Here is a 26,262-nt window from a genome sequence, read left to right as displayed (position 1 = left end):
GCGCGTGGCCGATCCGGCACCGCACGGTACCGCGAAAGCGCGCGTGCGAGGCTCACGATGAGCCCGCTGCGCCCATTTGAGGCCGGTAGAGCGGGCTCAAACGGGCGTACCGGGCTCACGAGAGGCGCGCGTGGCTAGAGCGTCTTGAAGGCCGCTACCGCGTTGTGACCGCCGAAGCCGAAGGAGTTGCTGATGGCGAGCAAGTCGCCGTCGGGCAGGGTGCGCGGCGAGGTCACCACATCGAGGTGGATCTCGGGGTCTTGCGAGGTGAGGTTGATGGTGGGCGGCGCGAGCCGCTCGTGCAGCGCCTTGATGACGAAGACCGCCTCGATGGCTCCGGCACCACCCAAGAGGTGACCGGTGGAGGCCTTCGTGGCCGACACGGGAATGCCTTCGACGGCGTCGCCGAACACCCGCCGCAGCGCGTTGTACTCGGCGATGTCTCCTACGGGCGTCGAGGTGGCGTGCGCGTTGATGTGCGCCACGTCGCCAGGCGTGAACCCGGCGTTCGTGATGGCCGTGAGCATCGCCCGCGCTGCTGCCGAACCTTCGGGGTCTGGCGCAGTGATGTGGTAAGCGTCGCTCGTCACCGAACCACCGAGCAGCTCGGCGTAGATGCGAGCACCACGGGCAACGGCGTGCTCGTAGGTCTCGAGCACGACGGCGGCCGCACCCTCACCGAGCACAAAACCGTCTCGGGTGACGTCGTACGGGCGCGACGCGGTGGCGGGATCGTCGTTGCGCTTCGACAGCGCCTGCATGGCGGCGAACGAAGCGATGGGCAGCGGGTGGATGCACGCTTCAGACCCGCCGGCGATGATCACGTCAGCGAGCCCAGCCTGCAAGTGGTCGAACGCATTGGCGATCGATTCGGTGCTCGACGCGCACGCCGACACGTCGGTGCGGCTGAACGCACGAGCACCGATGTCCATGCTGATGGCGGCAGCTCCTCCGTTCGGCATGAGCATCGGAACGGTCATCGGCAGAACCCGACGCGGGCCGCGTTCTCGAAGCGTGTCCCACGCGTCGAGCAGAGTCCAGAGCCCACCGATACCGGTGGCCCAGTCCACTCCGAGGCGCTCGGGTTCGACACCCGGCGACCCTGCGTCGGCCCAGGCCTCTCGCGCAGCGATGAGCGCGAACTGGCTATTGGGGTCGAGACGCTTCGTCTCTTGCCGGGTCAGTATGTCGGCGGCGGGCACAACGGCCTGCCCCGCGAAAGTAATAGGTATCTGCCACTTCTCAACCCACTCGGCTTCGATCGACCGTGCGCCTGACGCGCCGGCGAGCAGCGCCTGCCAGCTCTCTTCGGCGGTACCCCCGATGGGCGAGGTAGCACCGATTCCGGTGACGACGATTCGTTTGGTCATGAGAAGTGCTTTCTGTGGATCAAATGAACTGCGCGCGCCGGATGCGAGGGCACCGTGAGGAGACCGGAGCAGACGGAGAACCGTGCCCCGGTCATCCGCACTGTTACTTGCGGCTGAGCAGTGTGTGGCTGAGCGGTAAGACTCAGGCCTGCGCGTTTGCGATGAAGGTGACTGCGTCGCCGACCGTCTTGAGGTTCTTGACCTCTTCGTCAGGAATCTTGACGTCGAACTTCTCTTCTGCGTTGACGACGATGGTCATCATCGAGATGGAGTCGATGTCGAGGTCGTCGGTGAACGACTTGTCTAGCTCGACCGTGTCGGCTGCAATACCTGTCTCGTCGTTGATGAGCTCGGCGAGGCCGGCAAGAACTTCTTCGGTAGACAATGCCATTGTTTTTTTCTCCTTGGGTGTCATTTGAGGCGACATTCAGTTTAGGTCAGGGTTTACGGGGTGTTGTGCACCCGCGCGGGTGTGAGCTAGGGCAGCACAATCACTTGGGCGCCGAAAACGAGGCCCGCGCCGAAGCCGATCTGCAGCGAGAACCCGCCCGAGGCTTCAGGATGCTCTTCGAGAAGTCGGTGCGTAGCGAGCGGTATCGACGCCGCAGACGTGTTGCCCGTGGTGGCGATATCGCGGCCGATCAGCACGCTCTCTGGCAGTTTCAGCACCTTCGCGAACTCGTCGACGATGCGCATGTTCGCCTGGTGCGGAATGAACGCGGTCAGATCTGCGGCGGTGATGCCGGCTTCGTCGAGCGCCTGCTGGGCGACCTTCGCCATCTCCCACACCGCCCAGCGGTACACCGTCTGGCCCTCTTGCGACAGGGTCGGCCATGCGTTCTCGCCGTCGCGCATGCCCACGGCGGTGCCGCTCATCTTGATGGTGCCCCACTTGGAGCCGTCTGAGCCGAGAATCGACTTCGAAATGCCGGCAAAGTCGCTGGGGCCGACGACCGCTGCACCAGCGCCGTCGCCGAGCAAGAACGAAATCGAGCGGTCGGTCGGGTCGACGAAGTCAGAGAGCTTTTCGGCACCGATCACGAGAACGTACTCGGCGACACCGGTGCGAATGAGCGAGTCTGCCTGTGCGATGCCGTAGGCATACCCGGCACAGGCCGCTTCGATGTCGTAGGCAGCCGCGGTGCCGGCGCCGAGGTTCTCGGCGACCAACGTCGAGATCGACGGGGTGACCACCGGGTTGCTGATGGTCGCGACGATGACCGCGCCGATCTGATCGGGGCTGATGCCGGCCTTGGTGATGGCTTCGGCGCCGGCGATGGTGGCGAGGTCGACCGCGGTGACCTCTTTCGGTGCCCTGCGACGTTCGATGATGCCGGTACGTTTGCGAATCCACTCGTCTGACGAGTCGATGGCCTCGATCAGCTCGTCGTTGCCCACCACGAGTTCACCGCGTGCCGCGCCGAGCGCGTAGATGCGGGTGAATTGCGGTCCGTGTGACTGCTGCAGAGTGGGGCTCATCGGGTTCCTAGCTGCGATCTGGGTGAAGTGCGTTGCGGGCGCGTGGCGGGGTGTTCGGGGTGCGGCGGGTCGAGGTGCGCGGGGGGTCAGGCTGCCGAGGTGGTCAAGAGTTCGATGGCGTTCGGCAGATCATCCGGAGTCTTCACTGCAACCGACGGAACGCCTTTCAGGCCGCGCTTCGCGAGACCCACCAATGCGCCTGCGGGAGCGACTTCGATGATACCCGTGACTCCGGCAGCCTGAAACGACTCCATGCAGCGATCCCAGCGCACGGGCGACGAAACTTGGCCGACCAGCAGCTGCACGAACTCGGCGCCGGTCGAAACGACGCCGCCGTCGCGGTTGGTCCAGATCGGCAGCGCCGGGTCACGCGGGGTGAGCGTTGCGGCGACCGAGGTGAGGTGTTCGACCGCAGGCTGCATGTATTTCGTGTGAAAAGCGCCCGCGACCTGCAGCGGAATCACTCGGGCGCCCCGAGGTGCGGCCTCTTTCAGCGCCTCGAGCGCCGGCAGTTCGCCGGCCACCACGATTTGGCCGCCACCGTTGAAGTTGGCGGGGTAGAGCCCCAGCGAGTCGAGCACGGCGAGCAGCTCGGCTTCGTCGCCGCCGACGGCCGCGCTCATGCCCGTGGGGGTGAGGGCAGCGGCTTCGGCCATTGCTGCGCCGCGCTCGGTGACGAACCTGATGGCGTCTGATTCGCTGAGAATAGTGGATGCCGCGGCGGCAGTGATCTCGCCCACCGAGTGCCCCGCAACCCCGCCCACCAGAGCATCTCGGCCGTCGGCGAGCAGCGCGCGCAGTGTCAGCAGCCCCGCAGCCACGATGAGCGGCTGGGCGATCTTCGTGTCGCGGATTGTCTCGGCGTCACTCGTCGTGCCGTGCGTCAGCAGATCGATACCCGAAGCGTCAGAAAGCGCAGCCAAGTGCTCGCGAAATTGCGGTTCGGCAACCCAAGGGTCGAGAAAGCCGGGGGTCTGTGAGCCCTGGCCCGGGCAAACGATCACGATCATTGGTTCAGTCTTTCAAGAGATGAGAAGAAATCGGTGTGGTTTTCTAACGAAGGTTCGCCCACATCGTTGTACGTGTCGCACACCGAATGCAGAATGGCAGGCTCCGCATCAGCGGCGCTTCGCACCCGGCTCCGGCTCGTTCATCGAGCCGAGAATCAGGGCTGATTGCAATATGAGCGCTTCACGCGCGCCCGTCGCATCCCAGCCGATGACCTGCGAAACACGCTTCAGGCGATACCTGACGGTGTTCGGGTGCACGAACAGCTCGCGCGCGGTGCCTTCGAGCGACCGGCCGTTGTCGAGATAGCACCACAGAGTGGTCATCAGCTCGGGGCTCTGGTCTTGCAGCGGGCGGTAGACCCGGTTGACGAGGGTCGAGCGGGCGAGCGGGTCGCCGGCGAGAGCGCGTTCGGGCAGCAGATCGTCGGCGTAGACGGGCCGAGGGGCGTTGCGCCACGACTTCGCGACGGCGAAACCTGCCAGCGCAGCCTTCGCGCTGCGTGATGCCTCGACGAGGCTCGGCACCTCGTGGCCCAGCACGAGGTGGCCCGGCCCGAAGCCCGGCTCGAGAGCTTTTGCGATCTCCATGAACGAGAGGGTCGGGGCGGCGGGAGTGGTCGGGGTGGGCTCTTCGGGCGATCCGACGGCAGGCTGCGACCGGCCGATGACGAGCACCAGCCTGCCACCCTGAACGCCGATCAGAACGTCGGCCTGCAAATGGCGGGCCGTGCGCCGAAGCTGGTCGACGTCGAGCATCCGGGGCGTCGTGCCGACGAGCACGCTGACCTCGCCGTGGCCGTGCCAGCCGAGGGCCGCGATGCGGCTCGGCAGCTCGTCGTCGTACTCTCCCGAGAGAATGGAGTCGACGACGAGAGCCTCGAGCCGGGCATCCCACAGCCCGCGTGCTTCTGCGGCACGGGCGTAGACGTCTGCCGAGGCGAACGCGATTTCACGCGAGTACAGCAGGATGGCCTCGCGCAGGTCTTGGTCGCCGTTCGCCACCCGCTGCTCGACCACCTCGACCACCACGCGGATGAGTTGCAGCGTCTGCTGAAGGCTCACCGAACGCAGCAGTTCGCGGGGAGCCGAGCCGAACACGTCAGAAGCGATCCAGGTGGTCGTGGTCGGGTCGTCGTACCAGGTGATGAACGACTTGATGCCGGCTTGGGCGACCAGACCCACGGCCGAGCGCCTCCCCGGCGGCATATCGCCGTACCAGGGAAGCGTCTCGTCGAGTCGCTTGATGGTCGCTGTCGAGAGTTCACCCGACACCGTTCGCAACCATGCGAGGGTCTGTTCTTTGGTTCTAGCCATGAGTGGGGAGGGGGTCAGCTCTCTCCGCCGGCCGAACCCGAGGTGCCGGAGGCGACATCGTGCAGGCGGTACTTGTCGATCGCCCAGGCGGGTGCGTTCTGGTCGACTTCACCGCGTGCGGCGAGCTGTTCGAGAACACGCACGACCACCGACGGGCCGTCGATCTTGAAGAACCGACGGGCGGCCGCACGGGTGTCGCTGAAGCCGAAGTCGTCAGCGCCGAGCGTGGCATAGTCGCCGGGCACGAACTGGCGAATCTGGTCGGCGACCGCGTGCATGTAGTCGCTGACACCGATGAAGGGGCCGCTCGAACCCGAGAGCTTGTTCGTCAGGTACGGAACCTGACGCTCTGCGTTCGGGTTCAAGAAGTTGTGCTCTTCGGCCTTCAGGCCGTCGCGGCGCAACTCTGTCCAACTCGTGACCGACCAGACATCGGCCGAGACACCCCAGTCGTTCGCCAGCAGCTCCTGAGCCTCGAGCGCCCACGGCACACCGACTCCAGAGGCGAGAATGTTCGCCTTGGGGCCGTCGGCCTGACCACCCTTGAGGTAGTGGATGCCCTTGATGATGCCCTCGGAATCGACGTTCTCCGGCTCGGCCGGCATGACCATCGGCTCGTTGTAGAGCGTGAGGTAGTACATGACGTTCGGTTCGGGGTGGGTGCCGCCGTACATCCGCTCGAGCCCGGAGCGCACGATGTGGCCGATTTCATAGCCGTAAGCAGGGTCGTACGACACCACAGCCGGGTTGCTGGAGGCCAGCAGGTGGGAGTGGCCATCCGCGTGCTGGAGGCCCTCGCCGGTGAGCGTGGTGCGGCCGGCTGTGGCGCCCATGATGAACCCTCGGGTCATCTGGTCGCCCGCTGCCCAGAGCGCGTCGCCGGTGCGCTGGAAGCCGAACATCGAGTAGAAGACGTAGACCGGAATGAGCGGCTCGCCCTGCGTCGAGTACGAGGTGCCCGCCGCGGTGAACGCTGCGACCGCGCCGGCTTCGTTGATGCCGACGTGGATGATCTGGCCCTGCGGGCTCTCTTTGTACGCCAACAGCAGGTCGCGGTCGACGCTGGTGTAGTGCTGACCGTTCGGGTTGTAGATCTTCGCGCTGGGGAAGAAGGCATCCATACCGAAGGTGCGCGCTTCGTCGGGGATGACCGGAACGACGCGGTTACCGAAGTCTTTCGACCGGGTCATCTCTTTCAAAAGGCGCACGAACGCCATGGTGCTGGCGATCTCCTGCGTGCCGGAGCCCTTCTTCATGATGGCGTAGGCCGAGTCGTCGGGCAGCGTGATGGCCGTGTGCTTCGTGCGGCGCTGCGGCACGTACCCACCGAGCGCGCGGCGGCGCTCGTGCATGTACTCGATGGCCTCGTCGCCCTCACCCGGGTGGTAATACGGGGGAGTCCAGTGATCGTTCGCCTCGAGCTGCGCGTCGGTGATGGGAATACGCATCTCGTCGCGGAACGTCTTGAGGTCGGGCAGCGACATCTTCTTCATCTGATGCGTGGCGTTGCGGCCGGCGAAGCCCTTGCCGAGGCCGTAGCCCTTGATGGTGTGCGCGAGGATGACCGTGGGCTGACCTTTGTGCTCACTCGCGGCCTTGAACGCGGCATACACCTTGCGGTAATCGTGGCCGCCGCGTTTCAGGCCCCAGATCTCGTCGTCGGTGTAGTGATCGACGAGCTTCAGCGCACGGGGGTCGCGGCCGAAGAAGTTCTCGCGAACGTAGGCGCCGTCTTCGGTCTTGTAGGTCTGAAAGTCACCGTCGGGGGTGGCGTTCATGAGGTTGAGCAGAGCGCCGTCTGTGTCGTTCTGCAGCAGGGCATCCCATTCGCGGCCCCAGATGACCTTGATGACATTCCAGCCCGCGCCACGGAAGAAGCTCTCGAGCTCTTGGATGATCTTGCCGTTGCCGCGCACCGGGCCGTCGAGGCGCTGCAGGTTGCAGTTGATGACGAAGTTGAGGTTGTCGAGGCCTTCGTTCGCGGCGACCTGGAGTTGACCGCGGCTTTCGACCTCATCCATCTCGCCGTCGCCGAGAAAAGCCCAGACCTGCTGGTCTGAGGCGTCTTTGATTCCGCGGTTGGTGAGGTACTTGTTGGCCTGCGCCTGGTAGATGGCGTTGATGGGGCCGATGCCCATGGAAACGGTGGGAAACTGCCAGAACTCGGGCATCAGACGGGGGTGCGGGTACGAGCTCAGGCCGCCGCCCGGGTGCGACTTCTCTTGCCGAAAACCGTCGAGCTGGTCGGCGCTCAGCCGGCCCTCGAGAAAGGCGCGGGCGTAGGTGCCGGGGGAGGCGTGGCCCTGAACAAAGATCTGGTCGCCACCGCCGGAGTGGTCTTGGCCGCGAAAGAAGTGGTTGAAGCCCACTTCGTAGAGGCTGGCGCTCGAGGCGTAGGTGGAGATGTGACCACCGACGGCGATGCCGGGGCGCTGCGCGCGGTGCACGAGCATGGCCGCGTTCCAGCGGATCCAGGCGCGGTAACGGCGCTCGATGTCTTCGTTGCCGGGAAACTCGGGCTCGTTCTCGGGGGCGATGGTGTTGATGTAGTCGGTGGTGGGAACCATTGGAACGCCCAAGTGCAGTTCTTTGCTGCGCTTGAGCAGGCTCAACATGATTTCTCGCGCACGCCCGTGGCCGCGTTCGGCCACCAGTGCGTCGAGAGACTCTGACCATTCGGCGGTTTCATCGGGGTCTGAATCGATGTTCGTGACCGAATACGGGTCTTGGTCGTTGACAGTCAACGTCAACCTCTCTCTTTTGGGTTGTAGAGATCATTCAACACAGGTGGCTCCGGGTAGCGGATTGCACACCAACTTCCAGCCTAGTGAATGTAAATCACCACTTATGACTTTCTGGTGCTGCGTGCGGGGGAGTTCTGCTCGTTCGGAGGAATAGACTGGTTGTTTGGGTCTGGCGGGCAAGGTACCTGCAGACCGAAAGGATCGCCACTATGGCACTCGAGAACGACACCTGGGCACCCGACTTCGAACTGTCGAACCAATACGGCGAGAAGATTCGCCTCAGTCAGTTTCGCGGCATCAAGCCCGTTGTACTCGTGTTCTACCCCCTCGCTTTCTCCGGGGTCTGCACCGGCGAACTCTGCACCCTCGAAGACAACATCGCCCTCTTCCGCGACAAGAGCGTCGAGCTCATCGGCATCTCGGTCGACTCGAAGTCGACACTGCGCGCCTGGAGCGAACTCAAGGGCTTCGACTTCAACCTGCTGGCCGACTTCTGGCCGCACGGCGACGTCGCCAAAGACTACGGCGTCTTTCTCGAGAACAAGGGCTTCTCGAACCGCGCCACGTTCGTGATCGACACAAAGGGCATCATCCGCGCTTCGTTCATCACCGCTCCCGGCGAGGCCCGCTCCATCGAGGCCTACCGCGCCGCGCTCGAAGAACTCGAGCCGCTCGCCGTCTGATCGCGAGCATCCATCTGCTCTCGAGCATCCGGCGGCATCGCTCGACTCGGCAGCTCTAAGCGTCGCGGGCGTCGGGCTAACGCATCTATCTTCAGCATCATGGTGGCCGACGGCGTGACAGTGCCGTTTTCGTACGTCGACAGGCGCGAACGTGACGTGCCGAGGTGCCGTGCGAATTCGACACGAGTCAAACCCGACTCGCGGATGCGCCGCTGAATGACCGTGGCCACCTGCTCGGCCAGCGTCTGCCGAGAGAGTCGCAGGTGGCTTCGCAGCACGGCCTTCGCGCCCTCGTCTTCAGCAAGCGGCAGGGCTTCTTCGAGTTCAGACGCGACCTTGCCGAACGGTTCGCGGTCGAGAGCAGAACGAATGCGCGCCCAGTCTCGAATGTTGCCCCGATCGATCGCGCTGAGTATGCCCTCTTCGCCCCACAACTCCACAGCATCGTCAGGAGTCACAGTGAGGTTGCGAAACTTCAGTTTCATTGCTCTTCTCCAGCACTCGTGTTAAATATCAACCTGAACTATCATCATCTCCGTTCACCGAGTTGGCCACAATTCGGGTTGCCCCTTGCGCTCGCTATGCTCAGTGCAACTCGTGAGCGCGCGGGAGGCGAGGGAGCGACATGTCGGTAGTTGTGTGGGTGTGTTTCGCCGCCGGAACGTTGTGCCTGCTCGCCACCTGGGCGAGCGTCATCGGATCGCTCATTGTGCCTCGAGCGCTGCACAGCACCCTCTCCGGCATCACCGCCGGGGCGACCTCCCTCTTGTTCGGCCTCGCGACCAAAGGCAAGCTGTCTTATGAGCGCCGTGATCGCATTCTCGCCTGGCAATCGCCCATGTCGTTGCTGGTGCGGCTGATCGTCTGGGTCGCTCTCTTCGACCTCGCGTTCACGCTCATGCTGATGCCGTTCGTCGACGGCGACATCTGGCGGGCGGCCAGCGAGGCCGGGTCGGCGATGTTCACCCTCGGCTACGCCGCCCCCACGAACCTCGGCAACACCATCCTCGTCTACGCCGCCGCCTACACCGGGCTTGTGGTCGTGGCGCTGCAGATCGGATACCTGCCAACGCTCTACGCCGCGTTCAACAAACGCGAAGAAGACGTGACGCTGCTGGTGTCGCGAGCGGGTTCGCCGTCGTGGGGCCCCGAGATTCTCGTTCGAACCAGGTTCGGCAGGGCCTCGCAAGACAGCACGAACGAACTCGCCGAGCTCTACCAGCACTGGGAGCGGTGGGCCGCCGCAGTCGCAGAATCGCACAGCGCCTACTTGACGCTCGTCTGGTTTCGCTCTCCCGCGCCCTACTCGAACTGGCTGATCTCCCTGCTGAGCGTGATGGATGCCGCTGCTCTACAACTTTCGCTCAGCCCCAGCACCGCGCCGAACACCAGAGCCCGTCTCGTTTTGCGCATGGGGTTCACCTGCCTCAACCAGGTGGCCCGCGCCGTGCGAATTCCGGTGGAAGAAGACGTCGACCCCGACGCCCCGCTCGAGATCACATTCGATGACTTTGAGGCCGCTGTCGAGCTTTTGAAGACTGTCGACTACCCCGTCGAGGTCACAGCCGAGCAGGCCTGGCCGCACTTTCGCGGCTGGCGCGCCAACTACGAGAAGGTCGCCTACGCGCTGGCCTACTCGATAGACGCGCCACCGGCGAAATGGAGCGGAACGCGCCGCTTCGAGTTCGAACCCATCGTGCCGTTTCGCCCGAAGAACCGCACCGCGTCAGGAGTGCGCCCCGACGACCCGCAGATGCTCGGTCGTCGAAGCCGTACCCCCGGCAACGCTGACCGTTGACACCGAGGCGCATTGGGTAGGAACAGAATCAGAATCAGCGCGACTAGCGAAGATGAACTCCATCATTGGGAACAAACACCGGTCAGATGTCGAGCGGGACATTGGCGGAGCATCTACCAGCGCCGTGCAATAAAGAGATCTAATCGGTGGGCCCTACCGGGATCGAACCGATGACATCCACGGTGTAAACGTGGCGCTCTACCAGCTGAGCTAAAGGCCCTTCACGCCCTGAGGCGCGTCACCACGATAGCAGGCGAATGGATGCTCGGCCGCCGTTATTGTCGTAGGGCATCCACTACTGAGGGGTTAGCCAAAATCGCTTAGGCGTTCCAACTGCTCAGTGTTCGTGGCTGTACACATTGCACGTGTCTTGAAAGAGCATCGTTCAAATTGCGCATTGCGTAATTTTGCTCACAGGTGGCGCATTCCAATTCACGCTGAATCCAGGCCAGGTACATGATCAGCGAGGATCTTCCTCACCGCCGCGTGCACTATTAGTCGACGATTTTCAACGGTGGGAGGAAGTCCGTCGAGGGTCCAGTTTTCAGGAAGTGATCCAGTCCATTCAGCTTCCTCGGAGCGCAATGTTTGGTCACGATCCTTCAAGAACTCCACGCCGAACACGGCTTGAATGTCCTCCGTGCTTAGGCTGTCAATCCGTTGCCCACCGCTACCTGTCCATACAGCGAGAGCAAGGCCGAGAGTATCGTCTGCTCGCCACTTCCCATCGTCTACCTGTCGTCTAGCTATTTCGATGAATTGATCGTGTCGGGAGTATCGAAAGAAATGGAAGCCGATTGCCTGAGCTTGAGATAACTCACCAGGCGTTGGAAATTCACCTAGCTGGTCACCTATTAGGTCGAGGATGTGGTTCTTGACGTCAAGAAGTGCGTTGTCCACCACGTCGTTGACACCGTCTCGGTGTCTCCGCACGATTTCGAACCACAAGCTGTTCTTGGCCAAAGGTAGTGACAGCGCCTCAGCTCGAATAAGGGCCACGTCGTCCTCTGAAGCCGACGATTCCAGCATCGAAATTATTCTGTAGATCGCAGTCGAAAGACCTGAACCCGCATAGATCGAAGCAAGGTCGTTAAACGGAGCATGGACCGATACGTACCGAATGATCGATGGAAGGCTTATGCCCGGCGAGGGAACAAGGAACCGAATTCGGTCGATCACGTCAAGAGGGGCCGATTCGAGCAGCTTTCCGAATGTTTGGAAATTCGTCTCGGTCGGGTCTAGCTGGCTAATTCCTCGGAGAGCAGCCGTAATCGCACCATCAGAAATGTCGCCGGGAGGCAAGGATAGCCAAAGGTATCGCTCAAAGAACCGCGAGTCGCCAATGCGCCGGTTTGCTGCCAGTGATTCTCGTGAGGGCCCGCCGGTCGGAACGCGACGGTATTTGAGCCCGGACTGCGGAAACAGAGCCGCGAGGAGGTCAATTACGCTTTGCAACTGCGTACGGTTTACGACAAGTTTTTCGACTGCGGTCTCAAACGCGCTCACTGCCCCCTCATCGGCGTCGGCGTAAGGTTCGGAGTTGCCTGTGAGCGCGTTCCGATATTCGAGAATGAGTTTCCAGACATCAGGGAAGGAGATACGGAGGAACGTTGATCCGCACCAATCACTGAAGTCGATCTCCTGAAACAATTCCGCGGGGAGGGCAAAAACTTCACCAAAATATTGGTCGAGCGCCCGCGGTGTCGACAGCAATGTGCGCATGATTTGGTCGAAGTTCCATTCAAATCGCGAGATCGACTCAACAGGCAACGGAACGCCCAGTGCTCTTGCTTCCTCGAGAATTCGCTCAAGTCCGAGAGCGTTTATCTGGCTCGGGAGCATCGGTGGAATGCTGAACTTTTTGCTTACTATTTTTTCAAGATAGCTGCGAGCGCGGCCCGCGTTCGCCGCGGCAATAGGCGTTGATGCCAACAAGTGCAAAATAGTGTCCTCGTCGTACACCAGAAGGTAGTGAATTCCTCCGATGTCGCCCAGAAGACGAACGAGCTTGAATGTCATAAGTAGTTCGTCAGGTGTGAGCCGGTCTAGATCGTCCAGAACGACGAGAATTCTTTTCTCAGATCGTCGCAGAGCCTTACGAATACTGCTCTGAATCGATTGCGGATCCAAAGCATAAGTCAAAGCACCGGCAAGGCTCGAAGTCGCATCGGAAAGATCGATTGCGCCGAATTTTAGAGACGGGCCAATGATTTCTAAACCTTTAGCGACTCTGTTTCGAACCTTTCGCCGAGCGATTTCACCTAGGAGCAGTTGTGCAAATCCTGCAAATAATGAGTCTTCATCTGAATAAAGCCAAGGATTGAAGCTTCGAACACTGATCTGATTGTCGGCCACTTTCGTATTACTCTGAATAATCCGAGCTTTGATCTCCTGAAGCAGCCAGCTCTTTCCGGAGCCCCATGAGCCAACAAGTGCGCTCACCGTCGATTCGCTCCCATGGCGAACTCGTGATTCGAGAGCATCCGAGATGATTCTTGCTAATTCTGCTCTTTCGAGACGGTCTGCCGGGGTGGGTGACATGGTCAAAACCTACTGACCGACGCTAGAGGGAGCGCGGCCCCGCCCTACTGACCGACGGCCAGGCCGGTGGCCCATGCGTCGGTGACGTCCTCTTGAGTGGTGTGCTTTCGCTTTGCCGGTCGAGGTCAGTGATTGAAGTTTAGGCGGCGATGAGTTCGGGCAGGATGTTCACCTCCTCGGTGGGCTCGATTTGGTCGTTCATGGTCGTTAGCTCGAGCATCGACGATTCGGAGAAGTAGCGGCGGTCGCCGGCTTCCCATTCGTCGTGTTGCTCGATCGAGACTGCGCCGGCGAGCCTGAGGAGTGCGGCGGGGTTGGGGAAGACACCGACGACGTCGGTGCGGCGTTTGATTTCCTTGTTGACCCGTTCCAGCGGATTCGTCGACCAGATCTGCCGCCAGTGTCGTTGCGGGAAACCGGCAAACGCAAGCAGGTCGGGCCTCGCGTCGTCGAGCATCGATGCGACCTTCGGGTGGGATCTTGCCAGCATGGTGGTGACCTCGGTGAACTGCTTCTCGATATGAGCCCGGTCAGGTTGAGCGAAGACGGTGCGGATGATCGAGGCGACCATGTCCTGGGAACCTTTGGGCACGACGGATAGGACATTGCGCATGAAGTGGACCCGGCACCGCTGCCAGCTCGCGCCTTGGAACACGGTCCCGATAGCTTTCTTCAGACCCGAGTGCGCATCGGACATGACCAGCTTCACTCCGTCAAGCCCGCGCACTTTCAGTGAGCGGAGGAATGCGGTCCAGAACCCTTCGTTCTCGGTGTCTCCAACATCGAAGCCGAGCACTTCACGGCGCCCATCGGCGGCGACCCCGACCGCGACGACGATGGCTTGGGAGACGATCCGATGGTTGACGCGGGCTTTGCAGTAGGTCGCGTCGAGGAACACGTACGGGTAGTCGAGGGTCGACAAAGCCCGATCACGGAACTGCGCCACTTCGGCGTCTAGGCCTGCACAGATCCGCGATACCTCCGATTTCGAGATCCCGGTATCGGCACCGAGCGCTTTGACGAGGTCGTCGACTTTCCGGGTCGAGACGCCGTGCAAATACGCTTCCATCACCACGGCGAACAATGCCTGGTCGATCCGGCGGCGGCGTTTCCAACAGAGCAGGGAAGAACGTCCCGGCCCGCAGCTTCGGGATCCGCAGGTCGAGCTCCCCGGCCGTTGTAGTCAGAGTCCTTTGCCTAGTGCCGTTGCGATGAGTGACGCGCTCATCGGTGCGCGCAAACGGTGCGGCGCCGATGAATGCCGTAGCTTCCGCGTCGATCAGCTCCTGGTACAGGGTCTCGGTCGCGACCCGGATCCGATCGGTGACGTCGGTGAGTTTGAGTTGAGCAAGAAGATCGAGCAGGGCAGACTGGTCCATGGCCATCGTGTGTTTGTGTCTTTCTGTGAGTGACTTTGATCGGTACTCACTGACCATCACACGGTGGCTCTTCACGTCGCGGGCGCAACGCTCAAGAACCCGAAACCACACCACTCACGGGGACGTCACCCATGCGTCAACTCAACGTCTGAGTCACCCCCAGAGCGTGGGTGCTGTTCAGGCGGGCGGCAGCTGCGCTTGCCGGTACCGTGCTTGGCCGACGAGCCCCTGCAGGTACGCGACGCGCTGAAGCACGTCTGCACGCTGCTGCGCGTTGTAGACGGGAACCTGTTCGGTGAACGACTGGTTTCCGGCCTGAATGAACACGGCGACGTAGCCGGTGACCCTGGTTTCTTTCGCGAGAAGAAAGAGCAGGCTGAGCAGGGCAACCCAGATGAAAAGGATGGTCATGACGATCGCCCACGCGGGGGTGTGTGTTGTGGTGGCCGTCTGGTCGTGTGAGGTGACGTTGATGTCTGCTAGCGGCCAGGTGCCCACCGGGGTGACCACCCAATAGTCGGTGGCGTTGACGTTTCCGAACCCGATGAGAAATTCTGGCTGAGCGGGAATCGGTGAGATCGGCTGAATCGTCATGCTCGGAGGATATCTCATCAGATGAATTCGAGCGCAGCGCAGTGACGCGGCGGAACGTCTCTGTCCGTCTGTCCGTTTTATCGGACTTGTTGCTATACTGTTCGTTTGAAAGGACGGGCTATGGATATTAGTAGCGTCAGAGCACTTCTGCAGAATCCCGGTGTGCCCGCGGCGGATCTCGCGCGCCGTGCCAATGTCTCCCGCAACACCGAATGGACCCTGCGAAAAGACCCATCTCGCGCGAATCTCGCAACGCTGCGGGAACTCGCTCTCGCTTGTGGTCAAGACCTCGTCATTCAGACGACGCCTGCGAGCGACCCACTCGCCGCCGCGGCCGCACGGTCGATTTTGGGTGATCTCGACGAAAGTGAAGACGATCTCGCTCCATGGGTCGATAGGCTCATTCGCTATGCGCAGGGGAGCGATCCGCTCACCATTGCGATGGAGGCAGGCCGTGTTTCGACTCCGCACGCGCGTCGCGGAGCGCTGCTCTTCGACGGTCGGAATGATGCTGAGCGGCTCACCTCCGCGGGAGTCGCGTCGGAGTCTGAGTGGGCACTCTCTGGCTCGGCAGCTCTGGAATCACTGAGTCTCGAACCTATCGACCCCGATCTGCCGGCGATTATCTGGACCTCAGATCCGGAGCGCATCGGCCACCTCCTCGGAGAAACCCATCGTGCCGTTCGGGTGACCTCCGCGGCGAAGGTCATCGTCGCACCTCTTCACCCAACAGTGCTCGTCGGGGTGACAATGGTCGACGGCACCCCACTGGTGACCCCCGTTCAAGCGGTGATCGACAGCTTCGGTACCGGCGGCCCACTCGCCGACGCCGCCCTCAGCATCACGAAAGGCTGGTGAACGATGAGCGAAAAACCTATCTGGGGCATCGGATCTGATCAGTACCGAAAACCACCCGAACGGCCGATCACCACTCGTCGCTCGCAATCCGAAAGCCAGGCCGGATCCCCGACGGCGAACGACCAGGCCCGGTTCACCGGAATCACCTGGGATCTGACCGGAATCGATCTCGACGTCATCGGCGGTACGGGCGACAGCGAACGCGCGAGGCATCGGTTTCGTTCTCGACTCCCCGACATGATCTGGGATGCGGCGCGCCTCGAGGGCAACACTTTCACCCTCCCCGAGGTACGCACCCTTCTCGAAGGCGTCACCGTCGCAGGGAAGCGCCTTGATGAAGAACGCCAGATTCTCGCGCTGAACGAAGGATTCAACGACGTTGACGCGCTTGTTGGCGCCGGTCAATTCTCCCTGAACAAGGCTGTCTCAGACCGCATCCACGCCCACGTCGCCGCGTTCGAAGCCATCGAGGCCGGTCACTTCCGGGGTGAAGGCCAGGTGCAAGGCGGAGGATCCGTTCGGCTTTCAACCGGGGGCGTCGTCGACGGCCGAGAGCATGGCAGCGACGGCTCCGTGCTGAAGGCGTATTACGACGATCTCCTCGACTTCACCCACGGCATTTCTGACGCTCGTCTGCGTGCGTTGGTATACGCGGCATCGGCGATCAGGCACCAGTTCTACTTCGACGGCAACAAGCGAACCGCCAAACTGATGGCGTCTGGTGAGCTGATGGCAAACGGGTTCGACGCGATCTCGATTCCCTACACCCGCTTATATGAACAGAATCGAGCGTTAGATCATCTGTTCAGCACCGACGACGCAACGCCGTTGATGAGGTTGATGGCCGACTGCGCCCGCTGACGCGCTATTTCGTGGGGGGCGCGTCAGCGCCCGCGAGCTGCGCGCCGATCTGCCGGAAGAGGGTGTCGGCCGAGTTCGGGTAGGAGCCATCGGCCTTGAAGGCGCCCGGCGCGTGGGTGACCGCCACCGCGATGGCGAGTTGCTGGGAGGGCAAGTAGGCCGCAGTTGCGCTGTAACCGCTGAGTTGCGGGTTCTGCAGAATCCACTGGCCCGAACGCACCGCGCCGAGACCGTAGTTGTAGGCGTTCGACTGAGTGAAGCACGTGCCCGCACAGACCGGTAGCTTCTGGCCGAAGCCGAGCAGGTTGGGGTCGGTCATCGCGTGAAAGCTCGAAGCGCTCAGTAGACTGCCGGTGCCGACGGCCACGGCGGTGGTTGTCATGTCGTGGGTGTTCGTGGTCTGCGCTGCCCCCATGGGCGTACCCCAGGCGGGGTTCCAGTACGTGCTCTCTTCGTAGAACGGGCTACTGGCGGGCACGCCCAGGGCCGCGCGGCGCTCTGAGCTGAAGGCGTGCAGCACCGGCTCCGGAATGTACGCCGAGTCGTAGCCGGCCGTCTGGGTCAGACCCATCGGCGTGAGCACCTTGTCTTGCAGCAGGGTCTCGAGGGGCTGGCCACCGATCTTCGCCAGAATGTCGCCCAGAATCATGAAGTTCGTGTGCGAGTAGCTCCAGTTGGTGCCGGGCGCGAACTCCATCGGCCGCTCGAATGCGTAGCCGATGCGTTCGGCGTAGGTGAATTCGTGAAACGGGTTGGCGTTGTAGGCCGCATTCCAGTTGACGTCGGTTTCGTAGTCGGGGTACCCGCTGGTCTGGTTGGCCAGCATTTTCAGGGTGACCTGGTCACCCCGGTCATCGAATCGCCGAACGCCTGCTCGGTGACGACGTCGTTGCCTCGGGTCACCCGAACGATCACTGACGCGAGGTTCTGGCTGGTCATGGCGCTCTGCACCACGCTTGCCACCGCGCTCGCCTGGGCCGAATAGTCGGGCGGGGCTGCGGCGACCGGCCGATCGCTGTTCACCGCCCAACCGACGACAGCAGACACCACCAGCACGAGGGCGATCGCCGCAGCGATCACGATGGTGATTCGAGAGTCAGACCGTGCCGATCTGATGCGAGCGTTCATCGGGTTGATCGCTTTCACGTTCGTCGGCGCACCTCACTGCGCGCCGTAACGCGATTGTAGCCGCGCCGAGCATGGCGATCTATTGCAGTTCTGCATCGGCGAGTGGATGCCCGGCGCCACTCAACCGGTAGAACAAGAACGGCACGGCTGACACCAGGCAGCTGATCGCGGGCACGATGGTGATTGACAGAAAAATCGTGTTCTGGATCGCCGGAGTCACGGTCACACCGTCTTGATAGCCGGCGATCACCACGAACAGGCCGAACACGAGAACGGCTAAGGCGTTCATGATCTTCGACACGAAGGTCAGCGACGCGAACGAGATTCCATCGTTTCGCACCCCGGTTCGCGCCTCTGCGTCATCGACGGCGTCGGCGATCATCGTCGCCTGAACGACGCCGAACACGCCAAGGGTGAGCCCGGTGAGAAAGATGAACACCGAGAGGGCGATGAGGCTCTGATACCCCACCAGATACATCGCGACGTAGAACACCGTGCCCGCCACAGAGCTGCCGACCATCAGCCTCCGGGCCGACATCAGCCGAAGTAGTCGCGGCGTCAAGAACGACGCAATGACCAGGCCCAGGATGATCGCCGCCCCGATGAACGTGAAGTACCCTGCGTTTCCGTACGCGATCACCACGAACACCGCTCCGCCGGCTTGCACGATGAACCGCCCGAAGCCCAGCACCGAGCCGATGAGCACCATCAGCAGGGGAGTGTTGTGAAAGAGCTCGCGAAACAGTTGCTTGAATTTCAACCGAGGCTTGGCGATCTCTTGCGGCCGTTCACGGCCGAAGAAGAACGCGAAGAGGTAGAGCCCCATGCCGACGATCGCGACCGCGAAGACTGCTCGCGACCATCCACTCGCCGTGGTCTGTTCGGCTGCCCCCGCGGGCGCGAAACTCAGCAGCTGCGCAAGCCACGGCATGCCGAGGGTGGCCAGCCCCAGCGAAATGGCACCGAACGCGCGCACCCGCGAGATGACCCGGTTGCGCGCGATGGGGTCGCTGAAGGCCGAGCCGATCAGGCCCCAGAGCGGCACGTCGCACACGGTGTAGGCGAAGCCCCAGAGCACGTAGACGATGCCGAAATAGACGAGCTGTGCGGGTTCGTCGATGGCGGGCACGCTGAACAGCAGGCCGGTGAGCAGGGCGACAGGCGCTGCCGAGAACAGGATGAACGGGCGCATCTTGCCCCAGCGCGTGCGGGTCATATCGATGATGCTGCCCATCACCGGGTCGCTGATGGCGTCGAAGATCTTGGCGACCGCGATGATGGTCGTCACCACAGCGATTCCGACCGCGGAGATGTGCGCGTATTGCAGCAGGTAGACGAGCAAGAAGGTGGTGACGGTGGTGAGAATGGCGTTCTGCCCGAACGCCGCCGTCACGATGGCCCGGCTCTGCGTGCGAGCCGAGGGAATTCGTGCCGACGGGGTGGGCGCAGACGGCGCTGTCTGCGTGGTCATGATCAGCCTTCCTGGGGGGTCATGTGTCAGGGCTCCAGAAGTATCGTCTTGATCTCGAACGGGGTGAATTCGAGCCTGCCGAGGTCGGTCGGCCCGGTGATTCGTTCGATCAGGTCTGTTTCGCTCGCGTGCGAATGCTTGAGAGTAGTTCGGAGCGCGGCCGTCGTCGGTTCGCCCAGACTCTCGTAGAGGCGCACGATCACGCCGCGCTGGTTCTCTGCGGGTTTGAGCGTTTCGATGACGATTCCGGGGTGGTCGACGGAGGCGACGCTGTCGAACTCGACCCCGGGGGCGATGAGGAGGGGATTGTTGAGACGGTATGCGTCGCCGATGACGTCGGCGAGGGCATCCGGAGCGAACGGACGAAACGCATACGTGAACGAGTGCGACCCCTGGTCGGCGCTCTTGTCGGGAAAGGTGGGGGAGCGCAACAGGTTCAGGCTGATCAGGCCGCTCTTAGCGCGGTGCCCGTACTTGCCGTCGTTGAGCAGCGCGAACCCGCCGCGGTCGTTGGAGGTAGCGATCCACTTGTGTGCGCAGACCTCGAACTGCGCCGTCGAGGGGGCGTCGAGCTCTGTTGTTGCGCGCTCGATGTGCCCGAACTGAATCTCGCACTTCGCCACCGCACCGTAGTGCTCGGGCCAGAAGTCGGCTCGCAGCATGTGGTGCTTTTCGTGCCAATCGATATGCGTCTCGAAGCGTACGAGTTCGCTGCCCGCCTCGAGCACGATGCGCTGTTCGACCTCACCGTGCTTCCAGCTGAAGGTCTGGCTCCGGATGATCTGGGGGCCGTCAATGGTGGTCGAGACGTGACTCGGGGTGAGCGTTCGGGGTGTTCGCGTGGTGTACTTCTGGCCAATATCCCAGGCATCGAACGGCCACTGGTAGGGGTCGCGGTGCAGGGTGAGGCGGTTGAGGCCGTTCTTGGAGTGCTCGACGCCGGCGGCGTCACGGCACGAGGCGATGGAGCCGTCGGGGGCGAAGCGGAGACTCAGGATGCCGTTGGTCATCGTGGTGGGAGTGAAGGCGAATTCGGGGTACGGCAAGGCCTCAGCGAGCGGCGTGAGCGCGGCCGCCGCGTAGGGGCCGACCTCTGCGGTGTACCAGCGGTGCTCGACCTTCGTGTACTCGCGGCGGGGCATCGAGGTGAGATTGATGGCCGAGAGGGGGGCGCGAGCATCCACTCGCCCTGCAGCGGGTAAGCGTTCGATGAGGCTCGCGCTGTAGGAGTCGGCGGCTTCTGCGACGCGAAGGTACGCCTCATTCGCTTCCCGATTCACTCGGGCGATGGAGGAGCCGGGGAGAATGTCGTGGAAATTGTTGAGCAGCAGAGCACGCCAGTGCGGCTCGAGAACGGTGGTGCTGTCGTCGCCGACGATGGCGGCAAGCGCCTCGGCTTCGTGCAGCTTGCGGCCCGTGATGCGGTCGCGTTTCTTGATCTCGGCCTGGGTCGTGTAGGTGCCCTGATGCGTCTCGAGATAGAGCTCGCCGGTGTGGGTGTGCGGCAGCTCGTCGACCTTCTGCTCGAGGCCCCGAAAAAAGTCACCTGCGGTGCGGTATTCGACTCGCGGCAGCCCGCGCAGGTCGTGTTCACGCCCGGTGACCTCGAGGTGAACCTCGTTCGGGCCGCCTCCGCCGTCACCCGAGCCGTAGACCAGCAACGCCGTGTTGATGGCTTTCTCCGGGTATTGCGCGAGCCCTCGCAGCAGGCCGTCGGCGGCACCGCGGCTGTTGTAGTCACCCTCGGGCGGCATGTGCACGAGCACGCTCGAGCCGTCGATGCCCTTCCAGACAAAGCTGCGGTGCGGAAAGACCGTCACTTTGTTCCAAGCGAGCTTGATGGTCTGAAACCAGTCCATTCCGCTCTTCGAGATGATCTGTGGCAGGTTGCCGCTATAGCCGAAGGTGTCGGGCAGCCAGCAGAGCCGCAAATCGTCGTCACCCAGCCCGAACTCCTCTTTCAGAAACCGACGCCCCACGAGCGATTGACGAATGAGAGCTTCGCCGCCCGCGAGGTTCGTGTCGGTCTCCACCCAGAACGACCCCTGCAGCTCGATGCGGCCGGCTGCGACGGCCTGTTTCACGCGATCGTAGAGCGCGGGCTGCTCTTCCTTCATCCAGAGCAACTGCTGCGGCTGGCTGGTGCCGTAGAGGTACCCGTCGTGATCTTCGATGGTGTTCACCGCGCGGGCATAGGTGCGCGCGGCCTTTCGGTGCGTCTCCCGCAGCGGCCAGAGCCACGCCATGTCGAGGTGCCCGTGGCCGATGGCGCTGTACACGAAGTCGCTCTCAGACCGGGCAGCGAGAGGGCCGGCGAGGGCGATTCTGGCGCCGCGCACGTCTCGGGCGGCGAACCGTTCGTACGAGGTTTTCAGCGCCTGACGCAGCTCGGTCTCGAGTCGCGTGTCTTCAGTCGCCCGGGCCAGCACCAGCAGGGTGAGGTAGTCGTAGTAGAGCGCGAAGGCTTCGTCGTCTCGGGTCGCAATGTGAGCGCCGTGATAGACGCCGCGGCCGATGGCGTAGAGCAAGAATCCGTTGTAACTGACGTCGGCGAAGAGCTCGACCCGGCCGTGCTCGTCGGACTCCACGTGGTGCAACGGTCGGTAGCGGGCGCCGGCGTGCGGCAGGTCGCCCTGTAAGAACACCGTGCTGACGGAGTCGATGACCTGACCTGCTGCGTCGTGAACGAGTGCCTCGCCACGAATGCCGAGCATCACCACGGTGCTGCGGTCGCCGAGCACCGATGCGGGAATGCTGCCGGTCAGCCGAATCCAGGCGCAGTCGTGCGTGTGACCCCACGAGGTGCCGGGCCGAGCCGCGGTGAACGCGCTGCGGTCGAGGTCGGCGAACGGTATCGGTTCGGGCGAGCGGATGATCTCCGCCTCGAGAGGCGCGACAACGCGGTAGATGCGGCTGCGCATGGCGCGCAGCTTTCGGTACTCGGCAGGTTCTTGAGCTGCGATGCCGAACAGCCACGTCACGAGGTTCGCCATGACCGCTCGCCCTCCCTCAAGGTTCGCTGCCGGCGCCGCCGCTGTGCGGGCCGTGCGCCGCGGGCTCATGGCTCGCGGAGGGCCAGCTTACAACGCGGCCGTTGCCGCGGGGCGGGCAGCACTCACCGCGATTCGCCTGCTTGAGATCGCGGGCGGGTCGCCCGCACCACGATGTCGCGGAGGTGGCCCGATTCGGTGTGGGCCGCCACTTGAGCGCGCTCGCGCGACTCGGCCGCTTCGACGTGGAGGTCTTCCCCGTCGATGGCGGCGAGAACGTCGTCAATGGTGAACATCAGCGCTGCGCGGTGGGATTGATGGGCATCCACCTCGCGTGAAACGTCGTGGCCGACGATGAGCAGGGTGCCGCCCGGCGCGACCGCTGCGGCCAGCGCCGCGAAGAGCGTACTGCGACTCGGGTCGGGCAGGTGCATGAATTGCGCCGAAACGAGGTCGAAGCTCTGCGCGGGTGGCGCCCACGCGGTGAGGTCGTGCTGTTGCCACTGGATGCGCGCTGCCGCCGCCAGATCGAGCGACTCCGCCCTGGTGCGAGCCTTCTCGAGCGCATTCGTCGAGATGTCGACGCCGGTGATGTTCCAGCCGAGCGTGGCGAGCCAGAACGCATCGCCGCCCTCGCCGCTGCCGATGTCGAGGGCTGTGCCCGGGGTGAGCTCGGCGGCTTCGGTCACGAGCACGGGGTTCGGGTCGCCGCTCCAGGCCAGCCCGGGTGCGGCGTACCGCTCTTCCCAGTAGTCTCGGCCGAAGGGGTTCTGCTCAGACATTCGTCGGGCCTCCATCACACGATTGTAGGCAGGCGTGGCCGAGTAGATTGAACGCGAACGGTTCGCACGCACCCGTTCGAGAAGACGAGGGAGGCCCGGTGAGTCAGCTTCTTGCGGTGAGGATGGCCGAGCATCCTGAGCTCGCTCTCACCGGTCTCAACCCGCTGATTCCCATCGGGTTCGGTGTTGTCGTTCTCATTCTGGGGCTCGGCGCGTACTGGCTTTCGAGGCGACGGCCGCGGTCGCACTACCGCAGAAACAAACCACCAGATGAGTGAGTTCTCGTATCGCCTGCTGAGACGGTGGCCCGATGTCGAGGCGCCGAATCTCTTCGCGAGTGATGCCAGCGATCGGCTCATTCTCGATGAGGCTTTTGCCACGCTGGCCGGTGTGCATGACGGCCGCGACGTGGTTGTGATCGGCGACCGCTACGGCGCACTGACGCTGGGGGTGTCGTTCGAGCACGGATTGTCGGGCATCCGGGTGCATCAAGATGCGCTGAGCGGTGAGCTGGCCCTCGCCGCCAATGCGGAAGAATTCGAGCTGAGTTCGTGCTTCGAGAGTCGCGCCCTCGACGAGTCGTTGCTGGCGGGGGCACGCGTCGTGCTGCTTCAGCTGCCTCGCTCGCTGGCCGAGCTCGACGAAATCGCCGACGCTGTTGCACGGTACGCCGCCGACGACGTGGTGGTCTTCGCCGGCGGCCGCATCAAACACCTTTCGCTTGCCATGAACGACGTGCTCGGTCACTACTTCGGTACGCTCGACGTCAGTCTCGCGAGGCAGAAGTCGAGAGTGCTCGTTGCGCGCGGCAGCCGTCGGCCAGTGGATGCGCGCCCGTACCCCAAGCTCGTCGTCAACCCCGAGCTCGGCCTCACTATCGCTGCCCACGGCGGAGCCTTCTCGGGCACGACCCTCGACATCGGCACACGTTTTCTGCTCACGTTCTTCGACCAGATCGACCCCGCCGCCCGAACCGCCATCGACCTCGGCTGCGGAACGGGCGTGCTCGCGGCGGTGTTGGCGACGCAGCGGCCAGAGTTGAGCGTCATCGCCACCGATCAGTCGGCCGCGGCGGTTGAATCGGCTGCCGCGACCGTGCTGGCGAACGGCCTCGGGGGTCGGGTGAGCGTAGTTCGAGACACCGGGCTCGCTCAGCAGCCCGACGACAGCGCAGATGTCATCGTGTGCAACCCGCCCTTTCACGTGGGCAGCTCGGTGCACACCGGTGTCGCACTCGCGATGCTGCGTGACACGGGCCGCGTGCTGCGCGGCGGCGGGCAACTGTTCACCGTTTTCAATTCGCATCTGGCGTACCAGCCCGAGCTGCGGAGGCTGGTGGGGCCGACGAAGGTTCTGGGCCAGAACACGAAGTTCACGGTGACGGTGTCGACCAAGAAGGTGCTGGCCAAGGGCGGAGCTCCGACGAACACGGTGCCGGCCACCACGACGCCGGCCATGACGGTTCCGGCCACGACGACGCCCGAGGGCACCTGAGACCCACGCGCCCGCGCACGCCGTAGGCTGAGAGCTGTGTCAGTTACGGTTCGCGAAGTCAACGCTGTGATCGAAGGGCTCTGGCCCATCGAAAATGCTGAGCCGTGGGATTCGCCCGGGCTACTGAGCGGGTCGCCTGGGGCCGAGGTTTCGAGCATCCACCTCGCCGTCGACGCCGTCGCCGAAACGGTCGACGAGGCCGTTGAGCTCGGCGCCGGGCTGCTGCTTGTGCACCACCCGCTGCTGCTTCGCGGCGTGACGACTGTCGCTGAGACCACCTACAAGGGTTCGATGCTCGCTCGGCTCATTCGCGCCAACTGCGCGCTGGTCGCCGCACACACGAACGCCGACATCGTCGACAACGGAGTGTCGAGTGTCATCGCGCGGCGACTGGGGCTCGTGAACGAGGTTCCGCTCGTCGAAGGCGCTGTGCCCGGTACCGGCCTCGGGCGCGCGGGCGATTTGGCCGAGCGCGTCACACTAGGGCGCCTGGCACTGATTCTGGCCGAGCTGCTGCCGGCCACGGCCACGGGCATCCGCGTCGCCGGAGCGTACGACACTCTCATCTCGCGCGTCGCCCTATGCGGCGGGGCCGGCGACTCGCTGATCGGCAACCCGCTCGTTCAAGCCGCCGACGTGTACATCACCTCAGATCTGCGCCACCACCCTGCGTCAGAAGCACGTGAGCAGGCGGCCATCGGCGGCGGCCCCGCCCTCATCGACGTTTCGCACTGGGCCAGCGAGTGGCTCTGGCTCGACGTAGCCGCAACGCAGCTGCGGGATGCCCTGCCCGGCGTCACCGTGACCGTAAGCGATGTGCGCACCGACCCCTGGGATTTCGTCGTCACCCAGTAAGTGCGCGCGAGCACTACTCTGAACTCCAACCGTTTTACTGAAGGAAACCCGCACATGAAAGCACCCGTTTCAGAACAGAGGTCGCTGCTCGAACTTCAGGCTGCCGACACTCGGCTCGCGCAACTGAACCACAAGGCGAAGAATCTGCCGCAGCAGAAACGGCTCGACGAACTTGCAGGTCAGATCGGCGCCGTTTCGCACCGACTGGCCGCGGTGAACGGCGAACTCGAAGATGCTCAGCTCGAGATCTCGCGGGTCGAATCTGACGTCGAAGTTGTCGCGACGCGAATGAAACGAGACCGCTCCCGGCTTGAGACCAGTTCGTCGACTAAAGACATTCAGGGTCTCGAGCACGAGATCGCCTCGCTCGAGAAGCGGCAATCAGACCTCGAAGACATCGAGCTGGCCGTGATGGAGCGCATCGACGACATCAACGCCCGGCTCGCACTCGTGACCGAAGAAATCGGTATCTTCACCGCCGAGCGTGACGCCCTGCAGACCGACCGTGATGCGGCCCTCGCCGAGATCACACATGAGCGTGCGGGCGTGCAGGTCTCGCGCGATCTGATCGCGGGCGGCATCGGCGACGAACTTCTGGCGCTCTACAACCGGCAGCGCGAGCGCTACGGCATCGGCGCGGCGCTCTTGACCCGCGGAATCTCGATGGGCAGCAACGTGAAGCTGCACGAGTCAGACCTGGCGAAGATTCGCCTCGCCGCGCCCGACGACGTGGTGCTCGACCCCGACAGCAGCTGCATCCTCGTTCGCACGGAGGAGTCGGGCCTCTAAGGCGCGATCGCCCGCCGACTTCGGCGCGGCGACCTGAACGGACCGGCCCGCGAGGCGTGCGTGGCAGTTAGGGCGGAGTTGGTGGCGCATCCCCGCGTATTGCGGCCATATCGCGTCTCCTC

General features: G+C 63.3%; 22 protein-coding genes, 1 tRNA gene and 1 pseudogene. 8 read left to right on the top strand and 16 right to left on the bottom strand.

The window, feature by feature from the left end; all coding sequences use genetic code 11:
• Nucleotides 1–134: 134 nt before the first annotated feature.
• The 6 genes from IEX24_RS08770 to aceE all read right to left on the bottom strand — a co-directional run bounded on the left by IEX24_RS08770 (nucleotide 135) and on the right by aceE (nucleotide 7,917).
• Nucleotides 135–1,370, bottom strand: a complete 1,236-nt coding sequence (locus tag IEX24_RS08770; protein ID WP_188676994.1) for a beta-ketoacyl-[acyl-carrier-protein] synthase family protein — start codon at nucleotides 1,368–1,370, stop codon at nucleotides 135–137.
• Between the two features lie 142 nt (nucleotides 1,371–1,512).
• Entirely contained in the window at nucleotides 1,513–1,761 is a 249-nt protein-coding gene (locus IEX24_RS08765) for an acyl carrier protein (protein ID WP_188676991.1), read from the bottom strand.
• 86 nt (nucleotides 1,762–1,847) lie between these two features.
• On the bottom strand, nucleotides 1,848–2,849 hold the full coding sequence (locus IEX24_RS08760; RefSeq protein WP_188676988.1) for a beta-ketoacyl-ACP synthase III: 1,002 nt from the start codon (nucleotides 2,847–2,849) through the stop codon (nucleotides 1,848–1,850).
• An 86-nt stretch (nucleotides 2,850–2,935) separates the two neighbouring features.
• Nucleotides 2,936–3,859, bottom strand: a complete 924-nt coding sequence (locus IEX24_RS08755; RefSeq protein WP_188676985.1) for an ACP S-malonyltransferase — start codon at nucleotides 3,857–3,859, stop codon at nucleotides 2,936–2,938.
• Nucleotides 3,860–3,967: 108 nt separating this feature from the next.
• Nucleotides 3,968–5,173, bottom strand: a complete 1,206-nt coding sequence (locus tag IEX24_RS08750; RefSeq protein WP_188676982.1) for a PucR family transcriptional regulator — start codon at nucleotides 5,171–5,173, stop codon at nucleotides 3,968–3,970.
• Between the two features lie 14 nt (nucleotides 5,174–5,187).
• A complete protein-coding gene (gene aceE, locus IEX24_RS08745; protein ID WP_188678117.1) occupies nucleotides 5,188–7,917 on the bottom strand; it encodes a pyruvate dehydrogenase (acetyl-transferring), homodimeric type in 2,730 nt (909 codons plus the stop codon).
• Between the two features lie 209 nt (nucleotides 7,918–8,126).
• Between aceE and IEX24_RS08740 the strand changes: the two genes are divergently transcribed.
• Nucleotides 8,127–8,600, top strand: a complete 474-nt coding sequence (locus IEX24_RS08740; protein WP_188676979.1) for a peroxiredoxin — start codon at nucleotides 8,127–8,129, stop codon at nucleotides 8,598–8,600.
• Here the strand turns inward: IEX24_RS08740 and IEX24_RS08735 are convergent.
• Nucleotides 8,558–9,085 carry a helix-turn-helix domain-containing protein gene (locus IEX24_RS08735; protein ID WP_188676976.1) on the bottom strand — a complete coding sequence of 176 codons (528 nt, stop codon included), beginning with the start codon at nucleotides 9,083–9,085 and terminating at the stop codon, nucleotides 8,558–8,560. The genes IEX24_RS08740 and IEX24_RS08735 overlap by 43 nt on opposite strands.
• 140 nt (nucleotides 9,086–9,225) lie before the next feature.
• On the opposite strand from IEX24_RS08735, the gene IEX24_RS08730 reads away from it, so the two are divergent.
• Nucleotides 9,226–10,398 carry a hypothetical protein gene (locus IEX24_RS08730; protein WP_188676973.1) on the top strand — a complete coding sequence of 391 codons (1,173 nt, stop codon included), beginning with the start codon at nucleotides 9,226–9,228 and terminating at the stop codon, nucleotides 10,396–10,398.
• Between the two features lie 147 nt (nucleotides 10,399–10,545).
• Here the strand turns inward: IEX24_RS08730 and IEX24_RS08725 are convergent.
• The 4 genes and pseudogenes from IEX24_RS08725 to IEX24_RS08710 form a co-directional block, all read right to left on the bottom strand.
• Nucleotides 10,546–10,618 (bottom strand) — tRNA-Val (locus tag IEX24_RS08725).
• A 212-nt stretch (nucleotides 10,619–10,830) separates the two neighbouring features.
• A complete protein-coding gene (locus IEX24_RS08720; protein ID WP_188676970.1) occupies nucleotides 10,831–12,939 on the bottom strand; it encodes a KAP family P-loop NTPase fold protein in 2,109 nt (702 codons plus the stop codon).
• A gap of 139 nt (nucleotides 12,940–13,078) precedes the next feature.
• A pseudogene (locus IEX24_RS08715) lies at nucleotides 13,079–14,324 on the bottom strand (IS256 family transposase).
• Nucleotides 14,325–14,495: 171 nt separating this feature from the next.
• Nucleotides 14,496–14,912 carry a hypothetical protein gene (locus tag IEX24_RS08710; protein WP_188676967.1) on the bottom strand — a complete coding sequence of 139 codons (417 nt, stop codon included), beginning with the start codon at nucleotides 14,910–14,912 and terminating at the stop codon, nucleotides 14,496–14,498.
• A gap of 120 nt (nucleotides 14,913–15,032) precedes the next feature.
• Here IEX24_RS08710 and IEX24_RS08705 point away from each other — a divergent pair, with 120 nt between their 5' ends.
• The gene (locus IEX24_RS08705; protein WP_188676964.1) at nucleotides 15,033–15,770 is read left to right on the top strand and encodes a hypothetical protein; all 738 of its coding nucleotides are present in this window, start codon (nucleotides 15,033–15,035) and stop codon (nucleotides 15,768–15,770) included.
• Between the two features lie 3 nt (nucleotides 15,771–15,773).
• Complete coding sequence (locus IEX24_RS08700; protein WP_203585908.1) at nucleotides 15,774–16,631, top strand: Fic family protein; 858 nt, start codon at nucleotides 15,774–15,776, stop codon at nucleotides 16,629–16,631.
• A 4-nt stretch (nucleotides 16,632–16,635) separates the two neighbouring features.
• Here IEX24_RS08700 and IEX24_RS08695 read toward each other — a convergent pair whose 3' ends face one another.
• The 5 genes from IEX24_RS08695 to IEX24_RS08675 form a co-directional block, all read right to left on the bottom strand.
• On the bottom strand, nucleotides 16,636–17,457 hold the full coding sequence (locus IEX24_RS08695) for a serine hydrolase domain-containing protein (RefSeq protein ID WP_188676961.1): 822 nt from the start codon (nucleotides 17,455–17,457) through the stop codon (nucleotides 16,636–16,638).
• A gap of 2 nt (nucleotides 17,458–17,459) precedes the next feature.
• Nucleotides 17,460–17,777 carry a hypothetical protein gene (locus IEX24_RS08690; protein WP_188676958.1) on the bottom strand — a complete coding sequence of 106 codons (318 nt, stop codon included), beginning with the start codon at nucleotides 17,775–17,777 and terminating at the stop codon, nucleotides 17,460–17,462.
• 61 nt (nucleotides 17,778–17,838) lie between these two features.
• Nucleotides 17,839–19,230 (bottom strand): MFS transporter, encoded by a 1,392-nt coding sequence (locus IEX24_RS08685; protein WP_188676955.1) that lies wholly within the window; start codon nucleotides 19,228–19,230, stop codon nucleotides 17,839–17,841.
• Nucleotides 19,231–19,256: 26 nt separating this feature from the next.
• Complete coding sequence (locus tag IEX24_RS08680; protein WP_188676953.1) at nucleotides 19,257–22,223, bottom strand: alpha-mannosidase; 2,967 nt, start codon at nucleotides 22,221–22,223, stop codon at nucleotides 19,257–19,259.
• Between the two features lie 122 nt (nucleotides 22,224–22,345).
• Nucleotides 22,346–23,017 carry a class I SAM-dependent methyltransferase gene (locus IEX24_RS08675; protein WP_229715188.1) on the bottom strand — a complete coding sequence of 224 codons (672 nt, stop codon included), beginning with the start codon at nucleotides 23,015–23,017 and terminating at the stop codon, nucleotides 22,346–22,348.
• Between the two features lie 83 nt (nucleotides 23,018–23,100).
• Here IEX24_RS08675 and IEX24_RS08670 point away from each other — a divergent pair, with 83 nt between their 5' ends.
• Genes IEX24_RS08670 through IEX24_RS08655 form a run of 4 tightly spaced genes read left to right on the top strand, consistent with a single transcriptional unit; the run spans nucleotide 23,101 to nucleotide 26,140 of the window.
• The gene (locus IEX24_RS08670) at nucleotides 23,101–23,280 is read left to right on the top strand and encodes an HIG1 domain-containing protein (RefSeq protein WP_188676950.1); all 180 of its coding nucleotides are present in this window, start codon (nucleotides 23,101–23,103) and stop codon (nucleotides 23,278–23,280) included.
• A complete protein-coding gene (locus IEX24_RS08665) occupies nucleotides 23,273–24,496 on the top strand; it encodes a class I SAM-dependent methyltransferase (protein WP_188676948.1) in 1,224 nt (407 codons plus the stop codon). Before IEX24_RS08670 ends, IEX24_RS08665 begins: the two co-directional genes overlap by 8 nt.
• A 36-nt stretch (nucleotides 24,497–24,532) precedes the next feature.
• Nucleotides 24,533–25,351, top strand: a complete 819-nt coding sequence (locus tag IEX24_RS08660) for a Nif3-like dinuclear metal center hexameric protein (protein ID WP_188676943.1) — start codon at nucleotides 24,533–24,535, stop codon at nucleotides 25,349–25,351.
• 54 nt (nucleotides 25,352–25,405) lie between these two features.
• On the top strand, nucleotides 25,406–26,140 hold the full coding sequence (locus tag IEX24_RS08655; protein ID WP_188676926.1) for a zinc ribbon domain-containing protein: 735 nt from the start codon (nucleotides 25,406–25,408) through the stop codon (nucleotides 26,138–26,140).
• Nucleotides 26,141–26,262: the final 122 nt, after the last annotated feature.

It is taken from the genome of Subtercola lobariae, assembly GCF_014640255.1.
In the GTDB taxonomy this organism is placed as follows: domain Bacteria; phylum Actinomycetota; class Actinomycetes; order Actinomycetales; family Microbacteriaceae; genus Subtercola; species Subtercola lobariae.
The sequence above is the reverse complement of the archived record's forward strand: the minus strand, read 5'-3'. Positions and strand labels throughout refer to the sequence as shown.